Genomic DNA, 22,163 nt, shown 5'->3' on the forward strand with positions numbered 1-22,163 from the left:
TTGCGTATCAGTGCTTACTGCAAGCTGCGCACGTTCACATCGCCTTCTTTGTGGCTCTTGATCGCGGCGACGGCGGCGATAGAGGCGGCGGCGGTCGTGAAATAGGGGATCTTGTCATAAAGCGCGACGGCGCGGATATCGCGGCTATCGGAAATCGCCTGAGAGCCATCGGTGGTGTTGAACACCAGTGCGATTTCGTCGTTTTTCAGCCGGTCCACGATATTGGGGCGGCCCTCATAGACCTTGAGCACCGAATCCGCGCTCACCCCATGTTCGGCCAGCCATTTCGCCGTGCCGCTGGTGGCCAAAATGTCAAAGCCCATGGCGATCAGATCGCGTGCGGCCTCGGCCAATTCTTCGTATTTGTCGCTGTCCTTGATCGAAAAGAACACCCGGCCTGCATCGGGCAGCACGGTGCCTGCGCCAAGCTGCGCCTTCCAGAAGGCGCGCGGGAAGTCGCGATCCCAGCCCATGACTTCGCCGGTCGAGCGCATCTCTGGCCCCAACAGCGTATCGACACCAGGGAAGCGCGCGAAGGGCATCACAGCCTCTTTGACCGAGAACCACGGCGTAATCGGATCAGCCAGCGTCAGCGGATCGGCAAAGGGCAGCGGCGTGTCGGGGCCAACGCCTGCGGGGTAGGCCGCACGCAGCGGGAAGGCCGACATTTTCTCGCCCGCCATCAGACGCGCGGCAATCGAGGCAATCGCGCTATCGGTCGCCTTGGCGACGAAGGGCACGGTGCGCGAGGCGCGCGGGTTGACCTCAAGGACGTAAATCACGCCATCCTTGATCGCGAATTGCACGTTCATCAGGCCGACCACGTTCAGCCCCAAGGCCATCTTTTCGGTCTGCGCCTTTAGCTCGGCCACGGTCGCAGCATCGAGCGAATAGGGCGGCAGCGAGCAGGCTGAATCGCCCGAATGCACGCCCGCCTCTTCGATGTGCTGCATGATGCCCGCGACATGCACGGTTTCCCCGTCGCACAGCGCGTCGACATCCACCTCGATCGCGCCGGACAGATAGCTGTCGAGCAACACGGGGCTATCGCCCGAAACGACCACGGCACTGGTGATATAGCGCTTGAGCTGGTCAAGATCGCGCACGATTTCCATCGCGCGCCCACCCAGAACGTAGGACGGGCGGATCACCAGCGGATAGCCGACGCGACCTGCAATTTCAAAGGCTTCGGCATCGGAATGCGCGATCCCGTTGACTGGCTGCTTGAGTTCGAGCCGGTTCAGGAGTTGCTGGAAGCGCTCGCGGTCTTCGGCCAAGTCAATCGCGTCGGGCGTGGTACCCAGAATCGGGATGCCCTCGGCCTCAAGTGCGTTGGCGAGTTTCAGCGGCGTCTGCCCGCCAAACTGCACGATCACCCCATGCAGCGTGCCGTTATCTTGCTCAACACGCAGGATTTCCAGCACATGTTCCAAGGTGAGCGGTTCGAAATACAACCGGTCCGAGGTGTCGTAATCAGTGCTGACCGTCTCGGGGTTGCAGTTGATCATGATCGTCTCATAGCCCGCATCGGTCAGCGCGAAACAGGCGTGACAGCAGCAGTAATCAAACTCGATCCCTTGGCCGATCCGGTTCGGGCCACCGCCCAGAATGACGACCTTTTTGCGATCGCTCGGGCGGGCCTCGCATTCCACATCGCCCATCGCGGGGGCCTCGTAGGTGGAATACATATAGGGGGTTTGTGCCTCAAACTCGGCGGCGCAGGTGTCGATGCGCTTGAAGGCGGCGAACACGCCCAAATTACGGCGCGCGCGGCGTATTTGGGCCTCTTCGCGCCCCGTCAGCGTGGCCAGACGGGCATCGCTAAAGCCCATCATCTTGAGCATGCGCAGCCCTTTGGCATCCAGCGGCAGGCCCTGTTTGCGAATATCGGCCTCGGCATCGACGATCTCGCGGATGCGGGCAAGGAACCACGGGTCATAGGACGTGGCGTGTTGGATATCCTCATCGCTCAGCCCGTGGCGCATCGCCTGCGCGATCAGGCGGATGCGGTCAGGCGTCTGGGCGGAAATCGCCTTGATCACGGCGGCCTTTTCGGGCGCGCCGGGGATGTCGATCTCGTCAAAGCCGCTCAGGCCCGTCTCCATCGAGCACAGCGCCTTTTGCATCGATTCATGGAAGGAGCGGCCAATCGCCATCACCTCGCCCACCGATTTCATCGCGGTGGTGAGTTCGGCTTTCGACCCGGGGAATTTTTCAAACGCGAACCGCGGGATTTTGGTGACGACATAGTCGATCGAGGGCTCAAAGCTGGCGGGCGTGACGCCGGTGATGTCGTTGTCCAGCTCATCGAGCGTGTAGCCCACCGCAAGCTTCGCCGCGATCTTGGCAATCGGGAAACCGGTCGCCTTGGAGGCCAGCGCAGAGGAACGCGACACGCGCGGGTTCATCTCGATCACGACCATACGGCCATCGGCGGGGTTGATCGCCCATTGCACGTTCGAGCCGCCGGTTTCCACGCCAATCTCGCGCAGCACGGCGATCGAGCCGTTGCGCATGATCTGATATTCCTTGTCCGTCAGCGTCAGGGCCGGAGCGACGGTGATCGAATCGCCGGTATGCACGCCCATCGGATCGACGTTTTCGATGGCGCACACGATGATCGCGTTATCGGCCCGGTCGCGCACGACCTCCATCTCGAATTCTTTCCAGCCCAGTAGCGATTCATCGACCAAAATCTGCGCCATCGGCGAAGCATCGAGCCCCGAGCGGCAGATCGCCTCGTAATCATCGCGGTTATAGGCCACGCCGCCACCGGTGCCGCCAAGGGTAAAGGCGGGGCGGATGATCGCGGGCAGGCCGATATGTTCCAAGGCGGTCATCGCCTCGGCGACGCCTGCATTCACGTCATAGCGCCCATTGGCCAGCTTGGGGGCGGCGATGATCGTGGCTTTGGGATTTTCGATCCCGATCCGATCCATCGCCTCGCGAAATAGCTTGCGATCCTCGGCCATTTCGATGGCATCGCGGTTCGCCCCGATCAGCTCGACGCCGAATTTTTCCAGCACGCCCATATCGGCCAGCGCCAGCGAAGTGTTCAGCCCCGTCTGTCCGCCCATCGTGGGCAGCAGCGCGTCGGGGCGCTCGTCCTCGATGATCTTGGCGACGATTTCCGGGGTGATCGGTTCGATATAGGTCGCATCGGCGAGGCCCGGATCGGTCATGATCGTGGCCGGGTTGGAGTTCACCAGGATCACCCGGTAGCCCTCTTCGCGCAGCGCCTTGCAGGCTTGGGCACCCGAATAGTCGAACTCGCAGGCCTGCCCGATCACAATAGGCCCGGCACCGATGATGAGGATGGACTTGATGTCGGTTCTCTTCGGCATGACGGACCCCTTGATGTTGCGTATGCAAAACAGGCGGGGACGGCTGCCCCCACGCAAATTGTTGCGGGTTATAGTCCGCCGGGCGCTCGGTGCAAGGGGGAAAGGCTTAGTCGCGCGGCTGCTTTGCCAGCGCATGATAGGTCACCCCAAGCACAATCGCCCAAATCGTAACCATCAGCACGGTATAGGGCAAAAGATGGAGACCGCTTAGCGCAAAAATGGACAGTACCTGATTGCTGTTGCCAATCAGAATCAACGCCAAAATTGCCCCGCCTGCCCATCGCGACAGCCCTGCGCACACAGCGGGCGCAAGCAAGAGCGGCACGATTAGGTAATGCAGCCAGCTGAGCGGGCCAAACAGGAAAAGCCCGATTGAAAGGCCCAGCAATGCGAGGGCACGGGCAGGCGCAGTGTGGCGCCGCGCAGCAATGCGCAGCGCAAATACGCCCAGCACAAACCCGAGGCCGCCGATCACGAGGCTTGTCCAGAGCGGGGGAATGACCAGCAACACATTGGGCAGAGGAGTAGGGAAATTCATCGGCGTGCTCAGCCCGATAATTCCTGCCAGGTCCTGAATCAGGATCCGTGCCGAGGGGTTCACCGCAGCCCAGACCGATTTGCCTGAAGCCAGATGAAGCTGATCAAGGAAAGCCCGATGGAGCGGCCAGCCCAAGAGCGCGATTGACAGCCCGGCCAGAATTGCCCCGCTAAACAGAACCGCGATCAGAGCACGTTTGCGCTGTGCCGCATTCTCGCGCGGGAGCATGAAATACACCGTCACAAAAACCACGGGCGTCAGTTTGATCGCGCTTGCCAACGCGATAGCTGCGCCCGATAGGGCAGGGCGTTTGACCATCAGGGCGCCTGCCAGAAGGATCAGAAAAGCGACGATAATGGACGGCTGGTTGAGCCACAGCGCCGTAGCTATAGGCGCGGTCAACGTCAGCGTCGCGAGCCCCCACAGCCGAAACACAATGCGCGGCATCTTTGCGGGGCGCGCAATCTGTTCTGCTAGCAACACCGAGGCAAACAGCATCACGATATGCAGGCTGAGAAAAAAGGCTTGGAAACCCTGTGGCGAGAACGCTTTGGTCAGAGGCGCCAGAAATGCCAGCCAGAGAGGGGGATAAATATAAGGAAATGCGTTATCCTGAACGTTTTGGCGCGTTTGGGCCAGAAGCGCGCGCCATTCATCGGGAATGCCGCCGAAGAATTGCGGCGGAGCGACATAGATCATCCCGTCTTGTCCCAAGGCGTGAAAATGCCCCGCGAACCAGAGGGCGGCTAAATCATTGCCCCAGTGTGCCCGATAGACAAACCACGCACAGACCGCCCAAATCACCAGCAAAACCAAACCCAGCCTGTCGGCGCGCGCAGTGTAGAAAAACGCCAAGAACCGGTGGCGCTCAGAGGCGTCAAAGGAATCGGCGGCGTCAGGTTTGGAACGGAGCGTCGATTGAAACATAGGATTTCTCAGCAAAGGGCGTCAGTCAGATTCGTTGACACGTTTTGACGGCCTATTCTGGTGAAAATAAGGCGATTGTTTCGAAGCTGGATAAAATTAGGCGCGCAGGCCTAAGGCTGCGCGCCAATTCTGTGCGGGACTGTGCAAAGCGCGCCTGTCGCTTTATTCCGCAGCCAACCGCAGGTCTTGGTCAGTATCCGCGCGATACAGATAATCGCGCGTCAGGGGCACATCGCCGACCTCATGGGCCAGTTGATATTGGAACACCACTTGACCACCATGACGAAACGCCATCTCGGACGCGATCAGATAGAAACGCCACATCCGGGTGAATTTCTCATCATAAAGGGCAACGGCCTTGTCGATATTGGCATCAAACCGATCACACCAATGGCGCAGGGTCTCGGCGTAATGCAGACGCCACACCTCGAGGTCGGTGACCACAAGCCCCTCATGTTCGATGGCATTTGACGCCTCGGACATGGCCGGACAATAGCCGCCGGGAAAGATGTATTTGGTAATGAAATCAGCGGTCGCCCCAGCAGTACCTGCGCGGCCGATGAAGTGAATAAGCGACACGCCCCCCGGCTTGAGCAACTCACGGACCTTGCCAAAATACTGACGGTAATGAGGCACGCCGACATGTTCGAACATCCCCACCGATACGATCCGGTCAAAGGTCTCACGCACGTCGCGATAATCACACAGGCGAATGTCGATCTGATCCTGCAAGCCGGCATCGCGCACCCGTTGAGTGGCCAGCGCGTGCTGCTCGCTCGACAGGGTCACCCCCACCACATGCGCACCAAAATCGCGCGCCAGCGTGATCGCCATGCCACCCCAGCCACAGCCAATGTCGAGCACGCGCATGCCCGGCTCAATCAGCAACTTCTTGGCAATATGACGCTTTTTGGCCTCTTGCGCCTGGTCGAGGGACATATCGGCGTGCTCGAAATAGGCGCAGCTATACTGCCGGTCAGCGTCTAGAAACAGGTCATACAGGTCGCCCGACAAGTCATAATGATGCGCCACATTCGTGCGCGCTTTGTTGACCGGGTTGAACTGCGCGAGCCTGCGTCCAAAGAACCGCGAGGCTTCGCGCGGCTTTTCAAACCACGGCATCCCCGATCCGGTCTGATTGCGGATAACAAGGGCAAGAAAGCCGCGCAGATCGTCCTGTTCGATCGTATAATCGCCATCCATATAGCCTTCACCCACCCCGAGATCGGGCTTGAGCACGATTTTCTTGACGATATCGGGAGAGGTGATCGTGAGCTTTATGGGGATGCCGGTGCCATCGCCATAGCGGCGCAAATCGCCGTTATGATAGGTCAGTTGCAAGGTGCCTACGCGGATCAAGTGGCGTAGCATACGATCTAAAAGGGCATCCCAGGCTCTCATGGCAGTCTCCGAAGTGGCAAATGCTTTACGAGTACTCTGTGCAATCATCCTATCTTTTCCGAACGCGAATTTCGCGTGCGGGTTCCCTGACGCGGTCGTCAGCCCCTAAAAATTAACATCTTTTTGCGTTACGCCAAGTTTCCCAAGTGCGAACCCCTCTGTGAATCTGCGCACAGCTTGACTTTTGCCCGCCCAGCCTGTGTATCGGCGCCTTAACGCCATACACGATCCGGGAGCCACCGATGAACGCCTTTCGCAGCCATACCTGTGCCGATCTGAGCGCCGCCAATGCCGGCGAGACCGTGCGCCTTGCCGGGTGGGTCCACCGGGTGCGCGACCACGGCGGCGTGCTGTTCATCGATCTGCGCGACCATTACGGCATGACGCAGGTGCTGTGCGATGGCGACAGCCCGGCCTTCAAAGCGCTGGAAAAAGTCCGCTCGGAATGGGTGATCCGCATCGACGGCACCGTCAAACTGCGCGATGCCAGCCTGATCAATTCCAAAATCCCGACCGGCGAGATCGAGGTTTACGTGCGCGACCTCGAAGTGCTGGGCGAGGCCGAGGAATTGCCGCTGCCAGTCTTTGGCGAGCAAGACTACCCGGAAGAAACCCGTCTGGCCTATCGCTTCCTCGATCTGCGGCGCGAGAACCTGCATAACTCGATGATTTTGCGCTCGAACGTGGTGAAATCCATGCGCCAGCGGATGTGGGATCAGGGGTTCAATGAATTCCAGACGCCGATCATCACGGCCTCCAGCCCTGAAGGCGCGCGCGACTTCCTCGTGCCCTCGCGCCTGCATCCGGGAAAATTCTACGCGCTTCCGCAAGCCCCGCAGCAGTTCAAACAGCTGATCATGGTCGGCGGTTTCGATAAATACTTCCAGATCGCGCCGTGTTTCCGCGATGAAGACCCGCGCGCCGACCGCTCGCCCACCGATTTCTACCAGCTTGATGTCGAGATGAGCTTTGTCGAACAGGAAGATATTTTCGCCGTGGTCCAGCCGGTGTTGCAGGGCGTGTTCGAGGAATTCGATCCCGAGCGTCAGGTCGATCCGAACTGGCCGCGTATTCCTTACGCGGAATCGCTGCTGAAATATGGCTCCGACAAACCCGATCTGCGTAACCCGATCGAGATGCAGATCGTGTCCGAGCATTTCGCAGGCTCAGGATTCGCGATTTTCGCCAAGCTTTTGGAACAAGAGGGCACGCAGATTCGCGCCATTCCTGCGCCCACCGGCGGTTCGCGCAAGTTCTGCGATCGGATGAACAAATTCGCGCAGGAACAGGGCCTGCCGGGCATGGGCTATATCTTCTGGCGCAAGGCCGAGGATGGCGCGCTTGAAGGGGCAGGCCCCTTGGCCAAAAACATCGGCCCCGAGCGCACCGAGGCGATCCGTCAGCAACTGGGTCTGGGCGAGGGCGACGCGGCCTTCTTTTTGGGCGGTAACCCGTCCAGCTTTGAAGGCGTCGCGGGGCGTGCGCGCAACGTGATCGGCGAGGAACTCGGGCTGACCGATAAATCGGTACATAAATTCGCCTGGATCGTCGATTTCCCGATGTATGAAGCCGATGACGAGGGCAAGATCGACTTCAGCCATAACCCGTTCTCGATGCCCCAAGGCGGGATCGAGGCACTTGAGGGCAATCCGCTCGACGTGCTTGGCTATCAATATGACCTGGCCTGCAACGGTTATGAAATCCTGTCGGGCGCGATCCGCAACCACAAGCTTGAGACGATGTATAAGGCGTTTGCGATTGCGGGCTATCCGGCCTCCGAAGTCGAGAAACGCTTTGGCGGCATGGTCAAGGCGTTCAAATACGGCGCTCCGCCCCACGGTGGCTGTGCGGCCGGCATCGACCGGATCGTGATGATCCTTGCCGACACCGCTAACATTCGCGAAGTCATCATGTTCCCGATGAACCAGCGCGCCGAAGACCTGATGATGGGCGCGCCGAGCGAGCCGATGAATGAACAGTTGCGCGAATTGCGCCTGCGGGTTCTGCCCAAAGAGGACTGATCCAAGCATTTTTAGACAAAAAGGCCCCGCCCAAAATCTGGCGGGGCCTTTTTTATATGCCTTCATCTGGCCGAAAATACTCCGGGGGGCTGGCAAAGCCAGCGGGGGCAGCGCCCCCTCAACGCATTTGATCCGTCTTCCGGGTCAATCCTCAAGATGTTCTTCGCGCTTCTTGTCCACGATCTCGCGCTCTTTCTTTTTGCGAGCGTGGAATTTTTCGCCGTAACCTGCAATCTCGGACTCGTCGATGACCTTCTTCGCCTGAGCAAAGATTTCATCTTCTTCTTCGTCCATGTGATGATTGTAATCGTGCTGCAACTTGTGGAATTTGTTGAGCCAGCCGGGGCTCGACATGTCCATCTCGTTCAGCTCTTCAAGCAATTCATCCAACTCGGCATGTTCCTCAACCGAATGGCGCGCGGCATCTTGGCCCCAAATCTTGCTCATCAGTTTGGAGTAGAACGTCTCTTCTTCGGCAGCCGCATGCGATTTGATGTCGTAATAAAACGTATTCCACGTTTTCTTGCGCTCATCGCTGGCGCCTTCGGTCTTGGCGATCTGGGCCATCAGATCGCGATGATTGTCGTGATCTGCCTTGATTGCATCGTAGATCGAGGTCATGGAAATTCCTCCGTTCCATCGAGTATGTGTCGATTACGGAGGTAACGTCATGGTGCGCAGGACAGTTCCCGCCATGCGCAAATCGAGTTGTCATAAGCCTATCAAGATAAGAGCGCGTGCACCGCAGTGGCCGTAATCGAGGCAGCCAGTGCCAGAACGCCAAGCGAAAACGCCGTCCAATGCGCCGCTTGCACGAGGCGCTGATTTTCGATCAATTGAATCATTCGTTTGCTCATTCCCGTACTCCCTTGGCAGTGGGTATGGCGCTTAATCTCGCGCTGAACTAAGGCAGAACTTGGAAAGAAGTGGTGCGATTGCGGGGCAAGTGCACGGAGAAATAGGGTTGCAGGAGGCGGCTATGGGCTTGGAATGGGATCATGAATTTGGCGCGGCATTGGGCGATTGGCGCGCGCCGCCCCATCCCGCGGATGCGCCTGATGCCGTCCTGATCGCGGGCCGTTTCATGCGCCTTGAGCGGTTGCGCCCTGATCACGCTGCGGGATTGTTCGCCGCGTTCGAGGGGGCAGACGCCGTGTGGGATTACATGCCGCATGGCCCTTTTCCGCATCTGGATGACTTGGCGCGATGGATCACGCAGGCCTCCACATTGCGCGATCCGTGGTTTTACGCGGTGATCGAGGCTCAAAGCGGCCGTCCTTTGGGCGTTCTCAGCTTCCTGCGTATCAGCCCCGAGATTGGCTCGATCGAACTCGGCTGGATCACGCTTGCGCCTGCGCTGCAAGGCAAGTGTGCGGCCTCTGAGGCGTTCCTTGCCGCGATCCGATGGGCTTTCGAGGCGGGCTATCGCCGGTTTGAGTGGAAATGCGATGCGCTTAATCTTGCGTCGCGCCGGGCGGCTCAGCGGTTGGGGCTGAGTTATGAGGGCACCTTCCGTCAGGCGACGATCTACAAAGGGCGCAACCGCGATACGGCTTGGTTTGCCGCGATTGATGCCGACTGGCCTGCCCTGAGCGTGGCCTATCAGACTTGGCTGGACCCCTCGAATTTTGATGCCACAGGAAGGCAGCGCAAGCGCTTGTCTGATCTCACCAAACCGCGTTTGGTGCACGTCGATCCGATCCTTGCAGATCCGCCCGAGTAACATCGCAACGGCGCGCCGCAATTTGCCCTAGAACGTAGTGCCAGCGGCGAGGCGATCGGCCACCAGCCCGCTGACATGGCGAAAGTCCTCGCGCGACGGGCCCCCTTTGCGTGCGAGCCGTTGCGCGGCCTCGCCCAAGGCCAGATCATGAGCCGATAGCGCGACCCCTGCCAAAAAATGCGCCGCATAGGGCATTACATGACTGTTTGGACCTTCGCGCAATACCTCTGCCATATGTTGCAAATCATCGCGCAAGGCGATCGGGTCGGGTTCCACAACCGTATCGCTGAGGGCGCGCAGACCTTGAGGGCGCAACTCCGCAGGCAACGCATTCAGAATGGCTTGCTGGAATTCGGCGAGGCTTTCGACGGGTTTTTCCAAAAACCCATCTGCCCCCGCCGCCATCGCATCACCGCGCAACCCGCTATCGCCCGAAATGCCCAAAACCACGGGCACAGCCGGCACCATCTGGCGGATTGCCGCAATCAGATCACCGCCCGAGCCATCGGGCAGGCCCATATCGACGATTACCACGCTGGGGCGATAGACCTGCAAATGGCGATATGCCGAGGCCAGACAATCCGCCCTGCGGATGCGCGCGCCTGATCGCAAACACAACAAGCGCACCGCTTCAGACGCAAAGCGGCTGTCTTCCACAAGCAAAACGGTGAGGCCCATCAGCGGGCGTTCAGCCGTTGCACTGCGCGGTACAAGAAAGGTCGTGAGATCATCTGCCATTTTGTCACCCAGTCAGATTCGCCAATTCCGTTACAGTAGGGGGTAAACTGCCTAACAGCGGGTTAACGCCACTTCGCCACACTTGCGCTGTTGCGCACACGCCTTTACCCCTAGGTGCGATCCGCATGTAAGGGAGGCCCAGATGATCGGACGCTTGAACCATGTCGCCATTGCCGTGCCCGACCTCGAGGCCGCCTCGGCGCAATATCGCGACACGCTGGGCGCTCAGGTGGGGCCTGCGCAAGATGAACCCGATCACGGCGTGACCGTGGTCTTCATCGAACTGCCCAACACCAAGATCGAACTGCTCTATCCACTGGGGGAGAACTCTCCGATCCAAGGATTTCTTGACAAGAACCCCGCCGGGGGCATCCACCACATCTGCTACGAGGTCGAGGATATTCTGGCGGCGCGCGACAAGCTGCGCGATCAGGGCGCGCGGGTGCTGGGCACGGGCGAGCCTAAGATCGGCGCGCATGGCAAGCCGGTGCTGTTTTTGCACCCCAAGGATTTCAACGGCTGCCTCGTTGAATTGGAGCAGGTCTGATGAACCTTACCGGCGGTATCATTCTGTTCGCAGTGATCTGGTTCTTGGTGTTTTTCGTGGTGCTGCCGCTTCGGCTCAAGACGCAGGGCGATGTGGATCAGATCGTGCCGGGCACGCAGGCGGGCGCCCCTCATGAGGCGCATCTCGGGGCCAAGGTGAAAATCACTACTGTGGTGACGGTCGTGCTGTGGGCGGTGATCGCGACGGTGTTGCTGTCGGGGATCATCACGCTTGAGGATATCGACTTTTTCGGCCAGTTGCGCCATTAAGGGGCGCGTGGCGAAAAGGTTGAAAAATTTAAGCTCGGCACGTTTTCTACCGTGTTTCCGGATAAAAAGGTTGAAAAACGTTAACCGCGCCGCCCAGTGACCGCGTGAAACAAATGCGTAAACCCAGCAGCGCCCAGCACTGGCACGAAGAGATTCAGGATCGGAATCGACAGCGGCACCGCCATCAGCGCCCCGGCCATCCAGACGGTCAGTTTGTGACGCTGATACAAGGCGCGCGCTGCGTCGCGCTCCATCCGGCGCTGGGCGGCCATCTGGAAATATTCCCGTCCCAGCAGATAGCCGTTGAGGCCAAAAAACAGAAAGGGCGCAAGCGGGATGACGAAGGGATAAATCATCAGCGCGATCAGGTTCGCCACGACGATCACCCCAAAGAAGCGCAGCGTGTCGGCAAAGCTCTCGGTGAGGCTGAGTTTGCGCACTGGGGGAAGCGTTGGATAGTGTTCATTCTCGACCAATTCCGCCACATCCTCGAGGAAAAACCCGGTGAATGCCGAAGCGACGGGCACCATCAAGAACATCGAGGCGAACAGCATGATCCCGGCCGACACAATCGAAAGTGCGGTGTCGATATGGCCGATCTCGCCGATGAAAGGCAGCGAGAAACTGTCCGGGACCAGCCAGCCGATCAGCCACACCATCGCGAGATAGATCGCGATCAGCAGACCCAGCGACAGGGCCACGCCGATGCCAACGATTTTCATCGCACCGGGGCGCAGTAAATCACCCCAGGCCTTAACGTAACTGGTGATGATCATTCCGAAATCCAGCTAGTGATGGCGTTGAGATCGGGGCGCGGACGGTCGGGCGGCGTCACGCCCTCGGTGCCCAGATGCACGAAGCCCGCGACCAGTTCGCCCGGCGCTAATCCCAATAGATCTTCGCCAAAAGCGACATCATGTGCGGCCCAGCCGGTCAGCCAGTTGGCACCCCAACCCGCAGCCAGCGCGCCATTTAATAGCGACAGGCATACTGCACCGGCGGACAAAACCTGTTCGATTTCCGGGACTTTCTCGCTGGCTTTGGGCGAGAAGATCACCGCGACACAAAGTTGACTGTCCAAGAATTGCTTGCCGGCCTTGGCGACTTTCTCTTCGGGTAGACCTTGCGCGCGCGCACGCGTTTCGGCCTCGGCGCCCAAACGTTGCGCGGCCGCGCGCGTAATCACGATGAACCGCCACGGCTCCAGCTTGCCATGATCGGGCGTGCGTGCGCCTGCCTGCAAAATCTCATGCAACTGCGTGGCATCGGGGGCAGGGGCCACCAAGGTTTTGGCCGGGCGTGAGCGGCGCGACAGCAGGAAATCCAGCGCGGTTTGATTGCGCGTGGCAGGGTTCACGGGTTGGGTCTCGGGCATCGAACTCTCCACTGATTTGGCTTGGATATCGGACGGGGCGGGACAAATTGCAACCGCGCAGGGCGCGCTTTCTTATGTGCGCAGGCGCTAGCTTGTGTGCGCAGGTGTTGGGGCTATGCTGTTGGGGTCATGACGGATTTGTCCCATCTTGCGATCTCGGGCGCTGAAATTTCGCTGCGGGTCACACCGAAAGCCTCGCGCAATGAGATTCGCGTGGGTGAAGACGGATTGCGGGCCTATGTGACGGTGGTGCCCGAAGCTGGCAAAGCCAATGCTGCAGTGCAAAAAATGCTGGCCAAGGCGCTGGGCGTGGCCAAGACGCGCCTGACACTGATTCGGGGCGAAACCGCGCGCGACAAGGTGTTTCGCCTAGATTGAGCGTCAGCTTTTTGCGTCAGGCTCGGTTGTCTCGTTAGCTTGGCGCAATCGATACACACCCTCGGGCAGGTTCAACGCCGCTGCCAACTCGCGCAATTGCGCATGCGAGAAGGTGATGGATTGCACCTGATCGGTCTGCTCATCAAGCTGCTCAACCACCACGCAATCCTCAAAGGAGGTGATTGTCACATCCTCTTGCAGATAGTCGCGTGGATCTGTGCCCTCATCAACAAGGGTGATTACGGTCGCGTCGAATTCGTGTTCAATGGTAAACATACCGCCATGCTAGCGTGCCACGCGCCGCGCCGGAAGCGAAAAACACCAGCGCGTGGGCTTGGGGATGGCGCGCCCTGCCAGAGGCGATAGAGTGCGCTTGCGATCGTCGTTTTTGCCCCATGAGTGTCCCATGACCTTGCCGCGCCTTGCTGCCCGTTTGATCCCCGTGCTGCTGATGGCGGTTTTGGCGGGCTGTGCGCTGCCTGTGCCGCCGACCGAGCCCGCCCCCTTGCCCCCGATCTCCCCCGAGGTGCAGGCCAAAGCCGAGCGCGCGGTGGATCAGTTGGTCAGCGTCGCGCGCCGGATGGAGCCGGTGATCGAAACCGAATGCCGGGCGCGTTCGCGGGGGCGCAATTGCAACTATCGTCTGGTGGTTGATGACCGCGTCGATCTGCCCCCCAACGCCTTTCAGACCGAGGATCTCCGCGGTCGCCCGGTGATCGGCGTGACGCTGGCGATGATTGCCGAGGTGCATAGCGCCGATGAGCTGGCCTTTGTGCTGGGCCATGAGGCGGCGCATCATATTGCGGGCCATATTTCATCGCGTGAGCGCGACGCCCAAGAAGGGGCGCAGATCTTGGCCAAGATGGTGCGTGCGCAGGGGGCGGATCCGCGCACCGTGGCCGAGGCGCGCAAGGCGGGTGCGGAAATGGGCAGTCGACTTTTTGCCAAGGATTATGAGTTGGAGGCCGACAGGCTGGGCACGATCATCACATGGGATGCGGGGTATGATCCGCTCAAGGGGGCTGCGTTTTTCCGCCGTTTGCCGGACCCGGAAGAAACCGTTCTGGGTACGCATCCGGCCAATGCGCTGCGTCTGGATGTGGTCGCCAAGACCGTCGCCGAGCTGCGCGCGGGAACCATAACCGGCTCTGGGGGATTGCTGAAGTGAGACGCGCGACAGACGCGTCGTAACAGGGGGACGCATGATGAGCTTATCCAGTCTGCGCTGGCGGCTGCGCGTGATCTTGCGCGAAATCTGGGTGCGCGTGACCGCATTCGGAGTGCTGGGCATCATAACGGCGCTGGGCTCGGCCGGGTTTGGCCATCTGCTGCCCGGGGATTTAGGTCTCAAGATGGGCGCGGATTCGGTTGAGCCGATCCTGAAGATCATGGCGACAGCGATGCTCACCGTGACCACTTTTTCGCTGCAAATCATGATCACCGCCTTTGGCGCGGCCCAGACCGGAGCGACCCCGCGCGCGATCAAACTGATGCAGACCGACCAGATCACGCAAAACGTTCTGGCCAGCTTTATCGGCTCCTTCGTGTTTTCGCTGGTCGGGATCATCGCGCTGCAAACGCCGATCTATGATTCTTCGGGGCGGTTCTTGCTGCTTGTGGTGACGATTGGAGTGGTCGTGGTCGTGGTGATCTCGCTGTTGCGTTGGGTGCAGCATCTCAGCGAGTTCGGGCGGCTGGGCGATGTGATATCGCGGGTTGAAGATGCTGCGGCCAGCGCGCTGAAGCAACGCTGTGCGGACCCGTTTATGGGGGCGCACCCGTGGCAGGACCCGCCGACAGGAGTGTTTCGTGTGAAATCGCCGCGCACGGGCCATGTGCAGCATGTCGATGTCCATCAGTTGCAAGCCATCGCTCAGAGGCATGAGTGCCGGATCTGGCTAAGTGCGGAACCGGGGTGTTTCGTGCATCCCGCCGCCGATTTGGTGCTGTGTGATGCGCTGCCCATCGATGCGGGGGCGCGCGAAGCGCTGGAAGAGGTGATCATCGACAGTTTCGCCGTCGATCACGCCCGCGATTTTGAGCAAGATCCGCAATTTGGCCTGATCGCACTGGCCGAGATAGCCTCGCGCGCGCTCTCGCCCGGCATCAACGACCCGGGCACGGGGATTGATATTTTAGGCCGGCTGATGCGCGTTCTGGCGGACTGGAACCCGGTTGAGCAGCCCGATCTACGCAACGACCGGCTTTATGTGCGCAGCATTTCCTCTGATCAGTTGATTGACGATGCGTTTTCCGCGATTGCACGCGATGGTGCGGGGCTGTTCGAGGTGGCGCTGCGTTTGCAAAAGGTGCTGGCGGCTTTGGCGCAGATCACGCCCGAACAGTTCGCGCGCCCTGCTGCTCGGCAGGCGCATCAAGCGGCGCTGCAATCGGAGGCGGCGTTGCCGCTTGGCGAAAATCGCGCGCGCATCACCGCCGCCGCCAAGGCGCTGGCCAAGGAGGATGAGCCGTCGCAAACGTTCGAGCCGCGCGGCTAGCGCCTGCGGGTGAGGCATGTCGTCTTGATCTGAATCATAGTTGGCAGGGGCTGCGCGCGCCACACTCGTCCCAATAAACTGGGGAGATGTGCCATGTCTGACGCCCGAAACCTCAATCGCCATGCCGCGATGATGAACCGTATGGCGCAGGTGCTTGGCATTGATCTGACCGCCGAGATGGCGCAGGGCCGGATGTCTGGGAGTGACTGGAAAGACGCGCTGATCCGCTGCACCGGATGTGCCGCGCCCGAGCAGTGCACGCTGTGGCTGTCCGCGCAAGACCCCGAGGGCGAAACCCCGGCCACCGAAACCCCGCACTATTGCGAAAATCGTTTGATGATGAAGCGGTTGCGCGCTGAGAAAGCTGCTAGGCGGATACTGGAAGTCCAATCCGAAGGAGGGATGTGATGGGAGTTCAAGACAATTTCGATCTGCATTACTGGATCACGCGCGGTATGGGCAAGCGGATGGGTGTGAACCTGTCCGATGCGATGCGAGACGGTCGTCTGACGCAAGCCGCTTTCGCGGAAATGATCACTGCCTGCCGGACCTGCGGGCGTAGCGAGTTCTGTTTGGCGCTGCTGTCAGAGCGGGGCGAAGAGCCCAATGTTTTGCCCGATGACTGCCCCAACAAAAGCGCCCTCGATTCGCTGCGCTCGTTGCACTGATCCGGGTTGGGTGAGAGTTTGCGGCTTGGGCGGGGCCTCGCGCATGCGCCTGCAATCATGAAAGTTTCATTTTTCATATGAGCGCGGCGGGTGTAAAGAAATGCTGAAAGTCAGTTTCAGGATTTCTTGCCATGCCCCGTGACGGTCAGACTGCCCCCAACTGCTATGACGCCGAGCCGATCCCGGAGGAGGCGCGCGCCGAGATTGAACGCCTTCTAAGCAGCGGGGATCTGTTTCGCTACACTTCACAAGATGCGCCAGTGGCCCGGCTCGAGGCGGAATTTGCGGCCCTCATGGGGGTGAAATACGCGCTCGCGGTGTCGTCGTGCAGTCAGGCCTTGTTCTTGTCACTCAAGGCGCTGGATTTGCCGCGCGGTGCGCGTGTGCTGGTCCCCGCCTTTACATTCGCCGCCGTGCCCTCGGCCATCGTGCATGCCGATTGCGTGCCGGTTCTGGTCGAGGTCGGGAAAAATTACCGCATCGACATCGCCGATTTCGAGGCCAAGTTCGACAATAGCATCGCCGCGGTGATGATCAGTCATATGCGCGGCCACACCTCGGATATGGACGCAATCATGGCGCTGGCCGAGGCGCGCGGTGTGCCGGTGATCGAGGATGCGGCGCACTCGCTTGGCACGCTCTGGAATGGTCGCAAGATCGGCACGATTGGCAAAATCGGCTGCCTGTCGTTTCAATCCTACAAGCTGGTCAATGCGGGGGAGGGTGGCATCTTGCTGACCGATGATCCTGAACTGGCCGCGCGTGCGGTGATCATGTCGGGCGCGTACGAGCATAACTGGAAAAAACATCCCGGCCTGCAGAACTCTTACGTTCAGTGGCAAAACAAGCTGCCGTTGTATAATTGCCGGATGCAGAACCTTTCAGCGGCTGTGATCCGCCCGCAACTGCCCGAGGTCGAGCGGCGCGTTAATGACGGGCGCGCCAATCATGACTATGTGGCCGAGCGGCTCAACAGCAGCGCGTGGCTGGATGTGCCTCCGCCCTTGGCCCCTGAAATCCGTGCGCCGGATTCCTTGCAATTCAATCTTGTGGGCGATTGGTCGGATGACGAGGCGCGCCAGCTACAGGCTGAAACCAAGGCGCGCGGCGTGGGCGTGTCGGTGTTCGGGCTAAGCGAAGATAACGCGCGTGCTTTCTGGAATTGGGAATTTTTGGGCGAACAGCGCGATCTGCCGCTGACCCGCGCGATGCTGATGCGGGCTTGCGATACGCGGCTGCCTGCGCGCCTTGCCCGCCCGGATCTGGACTATATCGCCACGGCAATCCTTGAGGCGGTCGCGGCGGTCAAGGGCTAGTCCCCCGACCGCCACCGCCCGGCCTAGTGCGCGGGCTTGATGAAGGTGTTGTTGCGCAACTCCGCCATCGCGGTCATCAGCTCTTCACGTGTGTTCATCACGATCGGCCCGTGCCACGCGACGGGTTCGCGGATCGGCGCGCCCGAGATCAACAGGAACCGCACGCCCTCTTCGCCGGCCTGCACGACGATCTCATCGCCGGTGCCAAAGCGCACCAAGGTGCGGTTGCCCGACAGGTCGCGGATGTTGACTTCTTGTCCGCGCACTTCTTTTTCCAGCAACACGCCTTGTGGGTCTGACGCCTCGGCAAAGGCGGCAGCGCCTTGGAACACATAGGCGAAGGTCTGGCGATAGGTGTCGACTTTGAGGCGCTTTTTCACACCCGGCGGGATCGAGATGTCGAGATATTGCGGATCGGCGGCAATGCCATCGACCGGGCCGCGCTGCCCCCAAAACTCACCTGTAATAACGCGCGCGACGGTGCCGTCATCATCGGTCACGTCGGGAATATCGCTACCTTGGATGTCTTGATAGCGCGGCGCGGTCATTTTCAGATCCGAGGGCAGGTTGGCCCATAGCTGAAACCCGTGCATCTGCCCGGCGGCATTCCCGCGCGGCATTTCCTGATGCAAAATCCCCGAGCCAGCGGTCATCCACTGCACCGAACCTGCGCCCAGCGTGCCGCGATTGCCAAGGCTGTCGCCATGATCGACCTCGCCGGCCAGAACATAGGTGATCGTTTCGATCCCGCGATGGGGATGCCAGGGAAATCCCGCTGTGTAGTCCGAGGGATGATCGCCCCGGAAATCGTCAAACAGCAGAAAGGGGTCGGCCTCGGACGGATCGCCAAAGCCAAAGGCGCGGTGCAAATGCACCCCGGCACCTTCGATGAAATGTTGGGACTGGCGGGTCTCTAGGACGGGTCTGATCGACATTGGAGCGCTCCGTTTTCTGAGATGGGGGCAGGCCGCAAGATGCAGCCTGCTGTTGCCATATCAAATAGGCGGATGCGATTACGGCGCAACTCCGCGTTCTGGCACAGACCCTCTGGATGCGCGCACAGATAGCACGGGTGCGTTTAGCTGTTGGGATCCCACATCAAGCGCGGCTCGCGCGGGCGGGTCACAACGAAGGACGGAAACGCTAGGCCGGTGGCAAGACCAGCCTTGTGCCACAGCGTATCTGTCACCTTGGTGCCATCGCGCGTGGTTCTTGTGGTCACGAGGCTGCGATTGCCGAGCCCGATGAACGGGTTAAAGCGATAAACCGACTCGGTGATGACGGCCATATCGCCCACGGCCATCATCGGAATACGGTTTGCCACCCCATCGAGCCCCGCTTGGGTATAGGGCTGCGCGAGTATGATATTATTGGTGCCGGGTGTCGCATAGGAATCGACCAGCGTGAATTTTTTGTTCACGCCATCGCAAACGACATCAGGCTTGTCATCGGCTTCGGCCTTGCATTTGAACAAGGTGACACGCAGCCAAGACTGGTTTGTCGCATTCGTGCGCGTGAGGAAGTTGAAGACCTTTTGCAGGCCTTGCACATATTTGGGTCCGATTGGGGTGCGCTGACGCGAGATCATATCCGCGATCGTGTAAGTGGCGCGCGTTGCTTCAGAGCGCAGCCGAAAGGCATCATAAATCTGAAAGGCGATCAGCGTCCAGGCGATCAACAAAAGCGCGCCCATCACGCCCTCAATCGCGGCCGACCCCGACTCATCTTTGCGAAACGCCCTGAGGCCCCCGCGCTTCTTTGGCTGCCGGATTTTGTGAAAGCTGCTCATGCTCAATCCTTCACACGCGGTTCGTTCACGAAGGCGGTGGTTGCCACCAGCGCATATTCATCGCCCCAAGGCCAAGCGGCAGTCAGCGCCTTGGCAAAGGGCGAAGCTTCCATCATCGGGCGGACGCGCACACAGGCACGCATCAACATCATCTGGTCATCCGTCCCGTATTCGACATTCGAAGGCGGCGGCGTGGTGTTGTCTGAACTGGTCTCGCAGTTCAGCGCCTTTCCCGTCAGGGTCGAACTCCAATCGGATTGATCGACCGAGAAGGTTTCAACCGAGAGCTTGTCCATACAATTCGAAATGAAGACGAGATTGGAGCAGATCGTCTTTTTCAGCGTTTCTTCATCGGGTTTGGAATCAAGACCAAGCTGCATAATGCGCGCCGTCAACGCGACGCCACGATCAAACAGCGTTTGCTTCATGATCATGATGGACATCTCGATCGCGCCAAATGTCAGGAACAGATAAAAGACGATCCAAGGCAAAGTGGGAATGGTGACCGCACCGCTTTCGTCATGGCGAAACCGTGCGAGCGCGCCAAGGCGTTTGCTGTGTTTCTTATTTGGGACGGTGCTGTTCATTGTCTTTGTCCGCATTGGGTCGGGAAGGGGATGGCTGGGCCGATTTCGTGGCCCAGCTTAGGTTTAGTTGGTCAGGCGCAGGGCATTGATCGCAGAGGCAATCGAGCTGAACGCATCGGTCATATCGTCGGAGGAAACCTCATAGGCATAGCTTGGACCGGTCGCACATTTGCTAAGAACCGCAGCGCCTTCTGGCGGGGCATCCACCGCAAGGGTAAAGATGCGGATTTCCTTTGATTTGGCCAAAGTGCAGAGCGCGCTCAAATTCGCGTCCTTCGTTGCAAATTGCGACTGGATCGCCATCTCGTCGTAGATGCCTGTCGAAGAGGTGTTCCAGTTTTCTGCCTTGCGCGGCGGGTATTGGAACTTCGAGATAAAGTATTGCAGCGTGTAATTTTGAGCCCAGATGGTCTCCCAAGAGATCGAATGCAGATCTAATTTCTGAAAGCTGGTGGTACAGGTTCTGTTCCACCCATATCCGGTGCAGGTTGTCTGACTGGTCCCGATATCTTTTTCGGCCATCCATTTGCCCGTGGCGAAACTGTAATACGGATCCTCTCCATCTGTCGCGCGGCTTTGGGAGAACCAATACAGACTGCTCATTTTGTTCGTTGAGAATGCTGTGCTGCTGGAGGTCGAGAAGAAGTTCGACGGACCAGTGCGATATTCCATTTTGGTCGAGAAAGACCGCGTGTTCTGACCATCGGTCAACAGCACCAGAATTTTGAGCGCAGTGTCGTCTGCGGTCGAGGTCGCGCTGGTGTAATCCATCGGGTGTTTGTTCATCGTTGCGCCGATGGCGCCTTTGTTCACGAGCGCCGCTGAGACCGGGCGCGCAGATGGGTCCAAAAGAGCTAGACCCCAGCGTGCCCCGATGTCGATCGCAGTGTCACCGCCAGGCGTCAATTTGTCGATCTTGGACGTCACCTGATCTTCGTTATCCTCGAATGCCATGACAGAGGCGTCAGAGTTCTCTTGGCAGTTATTAATGTTCTTGTAGGTTGAAAGGCCAAAGTTATTGCCCCAGTAGTCAAAGCTGTCGCCATACATCGTGCGTTGCAGCGTTGCAGTGGGCGAGATCGGCAGCGACCCAAAGCCAAGCGTCTGCACATCCACACAGGTGTTTTGCGTGTGATCCGTGCTGAGGTGATAGATTCCGCCCAGCGTCGAGCCCAAAGTCACCTGTTGATTGTAGGGCACGATCGAGATCGCAAGACGGCCAGCGGGCGCGCCCACGGGTTGGACCTGATCAAACACCTTGGTAACAAAGTTTTTCGCCGCCGGCTTGAGCAAATCCATCCGGGTTTTGTATCCCGAAACGTAGTCATTCATTGAACCAGAGATATCGAGCACCATCGACACTTCGACATTGCCAATCGATTCTTCAGCCTGTGATTTGGCATTCGATCTTAAAGATTTGATGCCTGAAAGTTCACCAAAAATCGTTGGCATATTGTCGGTCACCGCAGCGGTCACGCGGCGGTATTCGCCATGCGCACCCTCTTCGACCACGGGAGTCATATCCAGATAGGAGAGGCCCGCTTTGTTGATGTAGTCGTTAACCACAGCTTCGGGTGACAAGCTTTGGTCAAGATCGGCGGCTGCCAACGTGGCGCGGTCAAGCGTGGCTTGAATCACGGTGCGTCGTTCTTCTTGACGCACGAGATCAATCGCGACCCCGGTCACCACAAGCATGATGATGAACAGCTGCAAACTCAGAATGATGAGCGCACCATCTTCGTCTCTTGCGAATTGGCGCAGCCGAGACAGCCGGCTGCTGGTGTTGTTAGCAAAAATCTCGCAAATACGCTTTTTCATCAGTCATACTCCTTGCCCACAGGCAGGCCCCAAGCCTCAACCGCGTGAGACGGACGTCTTCAAGGATCTAAAGTGACTAATGCTTTAGGCGGAAATAAGGCGGGGGTGGGGCAAAGATGAAGCGATTGTCGCTGGTTGAGGGGGGAAGCCGGTTATCCTGACAAGTTTGGTTTCTGAAATGCAGACAATCGACATTAATTTGTTAACTCCCACACAAGGAATTGCG

23 protein-coding genes are annotated in these 22,163 nt (G+C 59.2%); 10 read left to right on the forward strand and 13 right to left on the reverse strand.

Features of this window, described 5'->3' with window-relative positions:
- Nucleotides 1-14: 14 nt before the first annotated feature.
- The 3 genes from carB to AB4874_RS00335 all read right to left on the reverse strand — a co-directional run bounded on the left by carB (nt 15) and on the right by AB4874_RS00335 (nt 6,210).
- Nucleotides 15-3,344, reverse strand: a complete 3,330-nt coding sequence (gene carB / locus AB4874_RS00325) for a carbamoyl-phosphate synthase large subunit (protein ID WP_368390521.1) — start codon at nt 3,342-3,344, stop codon at nt 15-17.
- A 106-nt stretch (nt 3,345-3,450) separates the two neighbouring features.
- A complete protein-coding gene (locus AB4874_RS00330; protein WP_368390522.1) occupies nt 3,451-4,809 on the reverse strand; it encodes a glycosyltransferase family 87 protein in 1,359 nt (452 codons plus the stop codon).
- A gap of 162 nt (nt 4,810-4,971) precedes the next feature.
- A complete protein-coding gene (locus AB4874_RS00335; RefSeq protein WP_295534023.1) occupies nt 4,972-6,210 on the reverse strand; it encodes an SAM-dependent methyltransferase in 1,239 nt (412 codons plus the stop codon).
- 242 nt (nt 6,211-6,452) lie between these two features.
- On the opposite strand from AB4874_RS00335, the gene aspS reads away from it, so the two are divergent.
- Nucleotides 6,453-8,231 carry an aspartate--tRNA ligase gene (aspS, locus tag AB4874_RS00340; RefSeq protein ID WP_295534022.1) on the forward strand — a complete coding sequence of 593 codons (1,779 nt, stop codon included), beginning with the start codon at nt 6,453-6,455 and terminating at the stop codon, nt 8,229-8,231.
- Nucleotides 8,232-8,375: 144 nt separating this feature from the next.
- Here aspS and AB4874_RS00345 read toward each other — a convergent pair whose 3' ends face one another.
- Together AB4874_RS00345 and AB4874_RS00350 are read right to left on the reverse strand one after the other, a co-directional pair.
- Nucleotides 8,376-8,852: a hemerythrin domain-containing protein gene (locus AB4874_RS00345; protein WP_368390523.1), complete on the reverse strand. Its 477-nt coding sequence runs from the start codon at nt 8,850-8,852 to the stop codon at nt 8,376-8,378.
- Between the two features lie 101 nt (nt 8,853-8,953).
- Nucleotides 8,954-9,088: a hypothetical protein gene (locus tag AB4874_RS00350; protein WP_368390524.1), complete on the reverse strand. Its 135-nt coding sequence runs from the start codon at nt 9,086-9,088 to the stop codon at nt 8,954-8,956.
- Between the two features lie 122 nt (nt 9,089-9,210).
- Between AB4874_RS00350 and AB4874_RS00355 the strand changes: the two genes are divergently transcribed.
- Nucleotides 9,211-9,954 carry a GNAT family N-acetyltransferase gene (locus tag AB4874_RS00355; protein WP_368390525.1) on the forward strand — a complete coding sequence of 248 codons (744 nt, stop codon included), beginning with the start codon at nt 9,211-9,213 and terminating at the stop codon, nt 9,952-9,954.
- A 27-nt stretch (nt 9,955-9,981) separates the two neighbouring features.
- Here AB4874_RS00355 and AB4874_RS00360 read toward each other — a convergent pair whose 3' ends face one another.
- The gene (locus AB4874_RS00360) at nt 9,982-10,692 is read right to left on the reverse strand and encodes a response regulator (RefSeq protein ID WP_368390526.1); all 711 of its coding nucleotides are present in this window, start codon (nt 10,690-10,692) and stop codon (nt 9,982-9,984) included.
- A gap of 142 nt (nt 10,693-10,834) precedes the next feature.
- On the opposite strand from AB4874_RS00360, the gene mce reads away from it, so the two are divergent.
- Both mce and AB4874_RS00370 read left to right on the forward strand, forming a co-directional pair.
- Nucleotides 10,835-11,239 carry a methylmalonyl-CoA epimerase gene (mce, locus tag AB4874_RS00365; protein ID WP_295534014.1) on the forward strand — a complete coding sequence of 135 codons (405 nt, stop codon included), beginning with the start codon at nt 10,835-10,837 and terminating at the stop codon, nt 11,237-11,239.
- Nucleotides 11,239-11,508, forward strand: coding sequence for a DUF1467 family protein (locus AB4874_RS00370; RefSeq protein WP_295534012.1), 270 nt, complete (start codon nt 11,239-11,241; stop codon nt 11,506-11,508). Before mce ends, AB4874_RS00370 begins: the two co-directional genes overlap by 1 nt.
- 80 nt (nt 11,509-11,588) lie before the next feature.
- On the opposite strand, the gene AB4874_RS00375 is transcribed toward AB4874_RS00370, so the two are convergent.
- Together AB4874_RS00375 and AB4874_RS00380 are read right to left on the reverse strand one after the other, a co-directional pair.
- Entirely contained in the window at nt 11,589-12,284 is a 696-nt protein-coding gene (locus AB4874_RS00375; RefSeq protein ID WP_295534010.1) for an EI24 domain-containing protein, read from the reverse strand.
- Complete coding sequence (locus AB4874_RS00380; RefSeq protein ID WP_368390527.1) at nt 12,281-12,883, reverse strand: nitroreductase family protein; 603 nt, start codon at nt 12,881-12,883, stop codon at nt 12,281-12,283. Before AB4874_RS00380 ends, AB4874_RS00375 begins: the two co-directional genes overlap by 4 nt.
- A gap of 129 nt (nt 12,884-13,012) precedes the next feature.
- On the opposite strand from AB4874_RS00380, the gene AB4874_RS00385 reads away from it, so the two are divergent.
- The gene (locus AB4874_RS00385) at nt 13,013-13,261 is read left to right on the forward strand and encodes a DUF167 domain-containing protein (protein ID WP_368390528.1); all 249 of its coding nucleotides are present in this window, start codon (nt 13,013-13,015) and stop codon (nt 13,259-13,261) included.
- 3 nt (nt 13,262-13,264) lie between these two features.
- Here the strand turns inward: AB4874_RS00385 and AB4874_RS00390 are convergent, their stop codons facing one another.
- A complete protein-coding gene (locus AB4874_RS00390) occupies nt 13,265-13,537 on the reverse strand; it encodes a DUF8831 family protein (RefSeq protein WP_295534004.1) in 273 nt (90 codons plus the stop codon).
- 130 nt (nt 13,538-13,667) lie between these two features.
- On the opposite strand from AB4874_RS00390, the gene AB4874_RS00395 reads away from it, so the two are divergent.
- The 5 genes from AB4874_RS00395 (at nt 13,668) to AB4874_RS00415 (ending at nt 17,743) form a co-directional block, all read left to right on the forward strand.
- Entirely contained in the window at nt 13,668-14,429 is a 762-nt protein-coding gene (locus tag AB4874_RS00395) for a M48 family metallopeptidase (protein ID WP_295534002.1), read from the forward strand.
- A gap of 37 nt (nt 14,430-14,466) precedes the next feature.
- A complete protein-coding gene (locus AB4874_RS00400) occupies nt 14,467-15,759 on the forward strand; it encodes a DUF2254 domain-containing protein (protein ID WP_368390529.1) in 1,293 nt (430 codons plus the stop codon).
- A 93-nt stretch (nt 15,760-15,852) separates the two neighbouring features.
- Nucleotides 15,853-16,167 (forward strand): DUF6455 family protein, encoded by a 315-nt coding sequence (locus tag AB4874_RS00405; protein ID WP_368390530.1) that lies wholly within the window; start codon nt 15,853-15,855, stop codon nt 16,165-16,167.
- The gene (locus tag AB4874_RS00410) at nt 16,167-16,427 is read left to right on the forward strand and encodes a DUF6455 family protein (RefSeq protein ID WP_368390531.1); all 261 of its coding nucleotides are present in this window, start codon (nt 16,167-16,169) and stop codon (nt 16,425-16,427) included. The genes AB4874_RS00405 and AB4874_RS00410 overlap by 1 nt, the downstream gene beginning before the upstream one ends.
- A 131-nt stretch (nt 16,428-16,558) precedes the next feature.
- Entirely contained in the window at nt 16,559-17,743 is a 1,185-nt protein-coding gene (locus AB4874_RS00415) for a DegT/DnrJ/EryC1/StrS family aminotransferase (RefSeq protein ID WP_368390532.1), read from the forward strand.
- Nucleotides 17,744-17,766: 23 nt separating this feature from the next.
- On the opposite strand, the gene AB4874_RS00420 is transcribed toward AB4874_RS00415, so the two are convergent.
- The 4 genes from AB4874_RS00420 to AB4874_RS00435 form a co-directional block, all read right to left on the reverse strand.
- Nucleotides 17,767-18,678 (reverse strand): pirin family protein, encoded by a 912-nt coding sequence (locus AB4874_RS00420; RefSeq protein ID WP_368390533.1) that lies wholly within the window; start codon nt 18,676-18,678, stop codon nt 17,767-17,769.
- Nucleotides 18,679-18,821: 143 nt separating this feature from the next.
- On the reverse strand, nt 18,822-19,532 hold the full coding sequence (locus AB4874_RS00425; RefSeq protein WP_368390534.1) for a TadE/TadG family type IV pilus assembly protein: 711 nt from the start codon (nt 19,530-19,532) through the stop codon (nt 18,822-18,824).
- 2 nt (nt 19,533-19,534) lie between these two features.
- Entirely contained in the window at nt 19,535-20,119 is a 585-nt protein-coding gene (locus AB4874_RS00430; protein WP_368390535.1) for a TadE/TadG family type IV pilus assembly protein, read from the reverse strand.
- Between the two features lie 63 nt (nt 20,120-20,182).
- The gene (locus AB4874_RS00435; protein WP_368390536.1) at nt 20,183-21,937 is read right to left on the reverse strand and encodes a TadE/TadG family type IV pilus assembly protein; all 1,755 of its coding nucleotides are present in this window, start codon (nt 21,935-21,937) and stop codon (nt 20,183-20,185) included.
- Nucleotides 21,938-22,163: the final 226 nt, after the last annotated feature.

The organism is Thioclava arctica, from assembly GCF_040892615.1.
Lineage (GTDB): Bacteria > Pseudomonadota > Alphaproteobacteria > Rhodobacterales > Rhodobacteraceae > Thioclava > Thioclava arctica.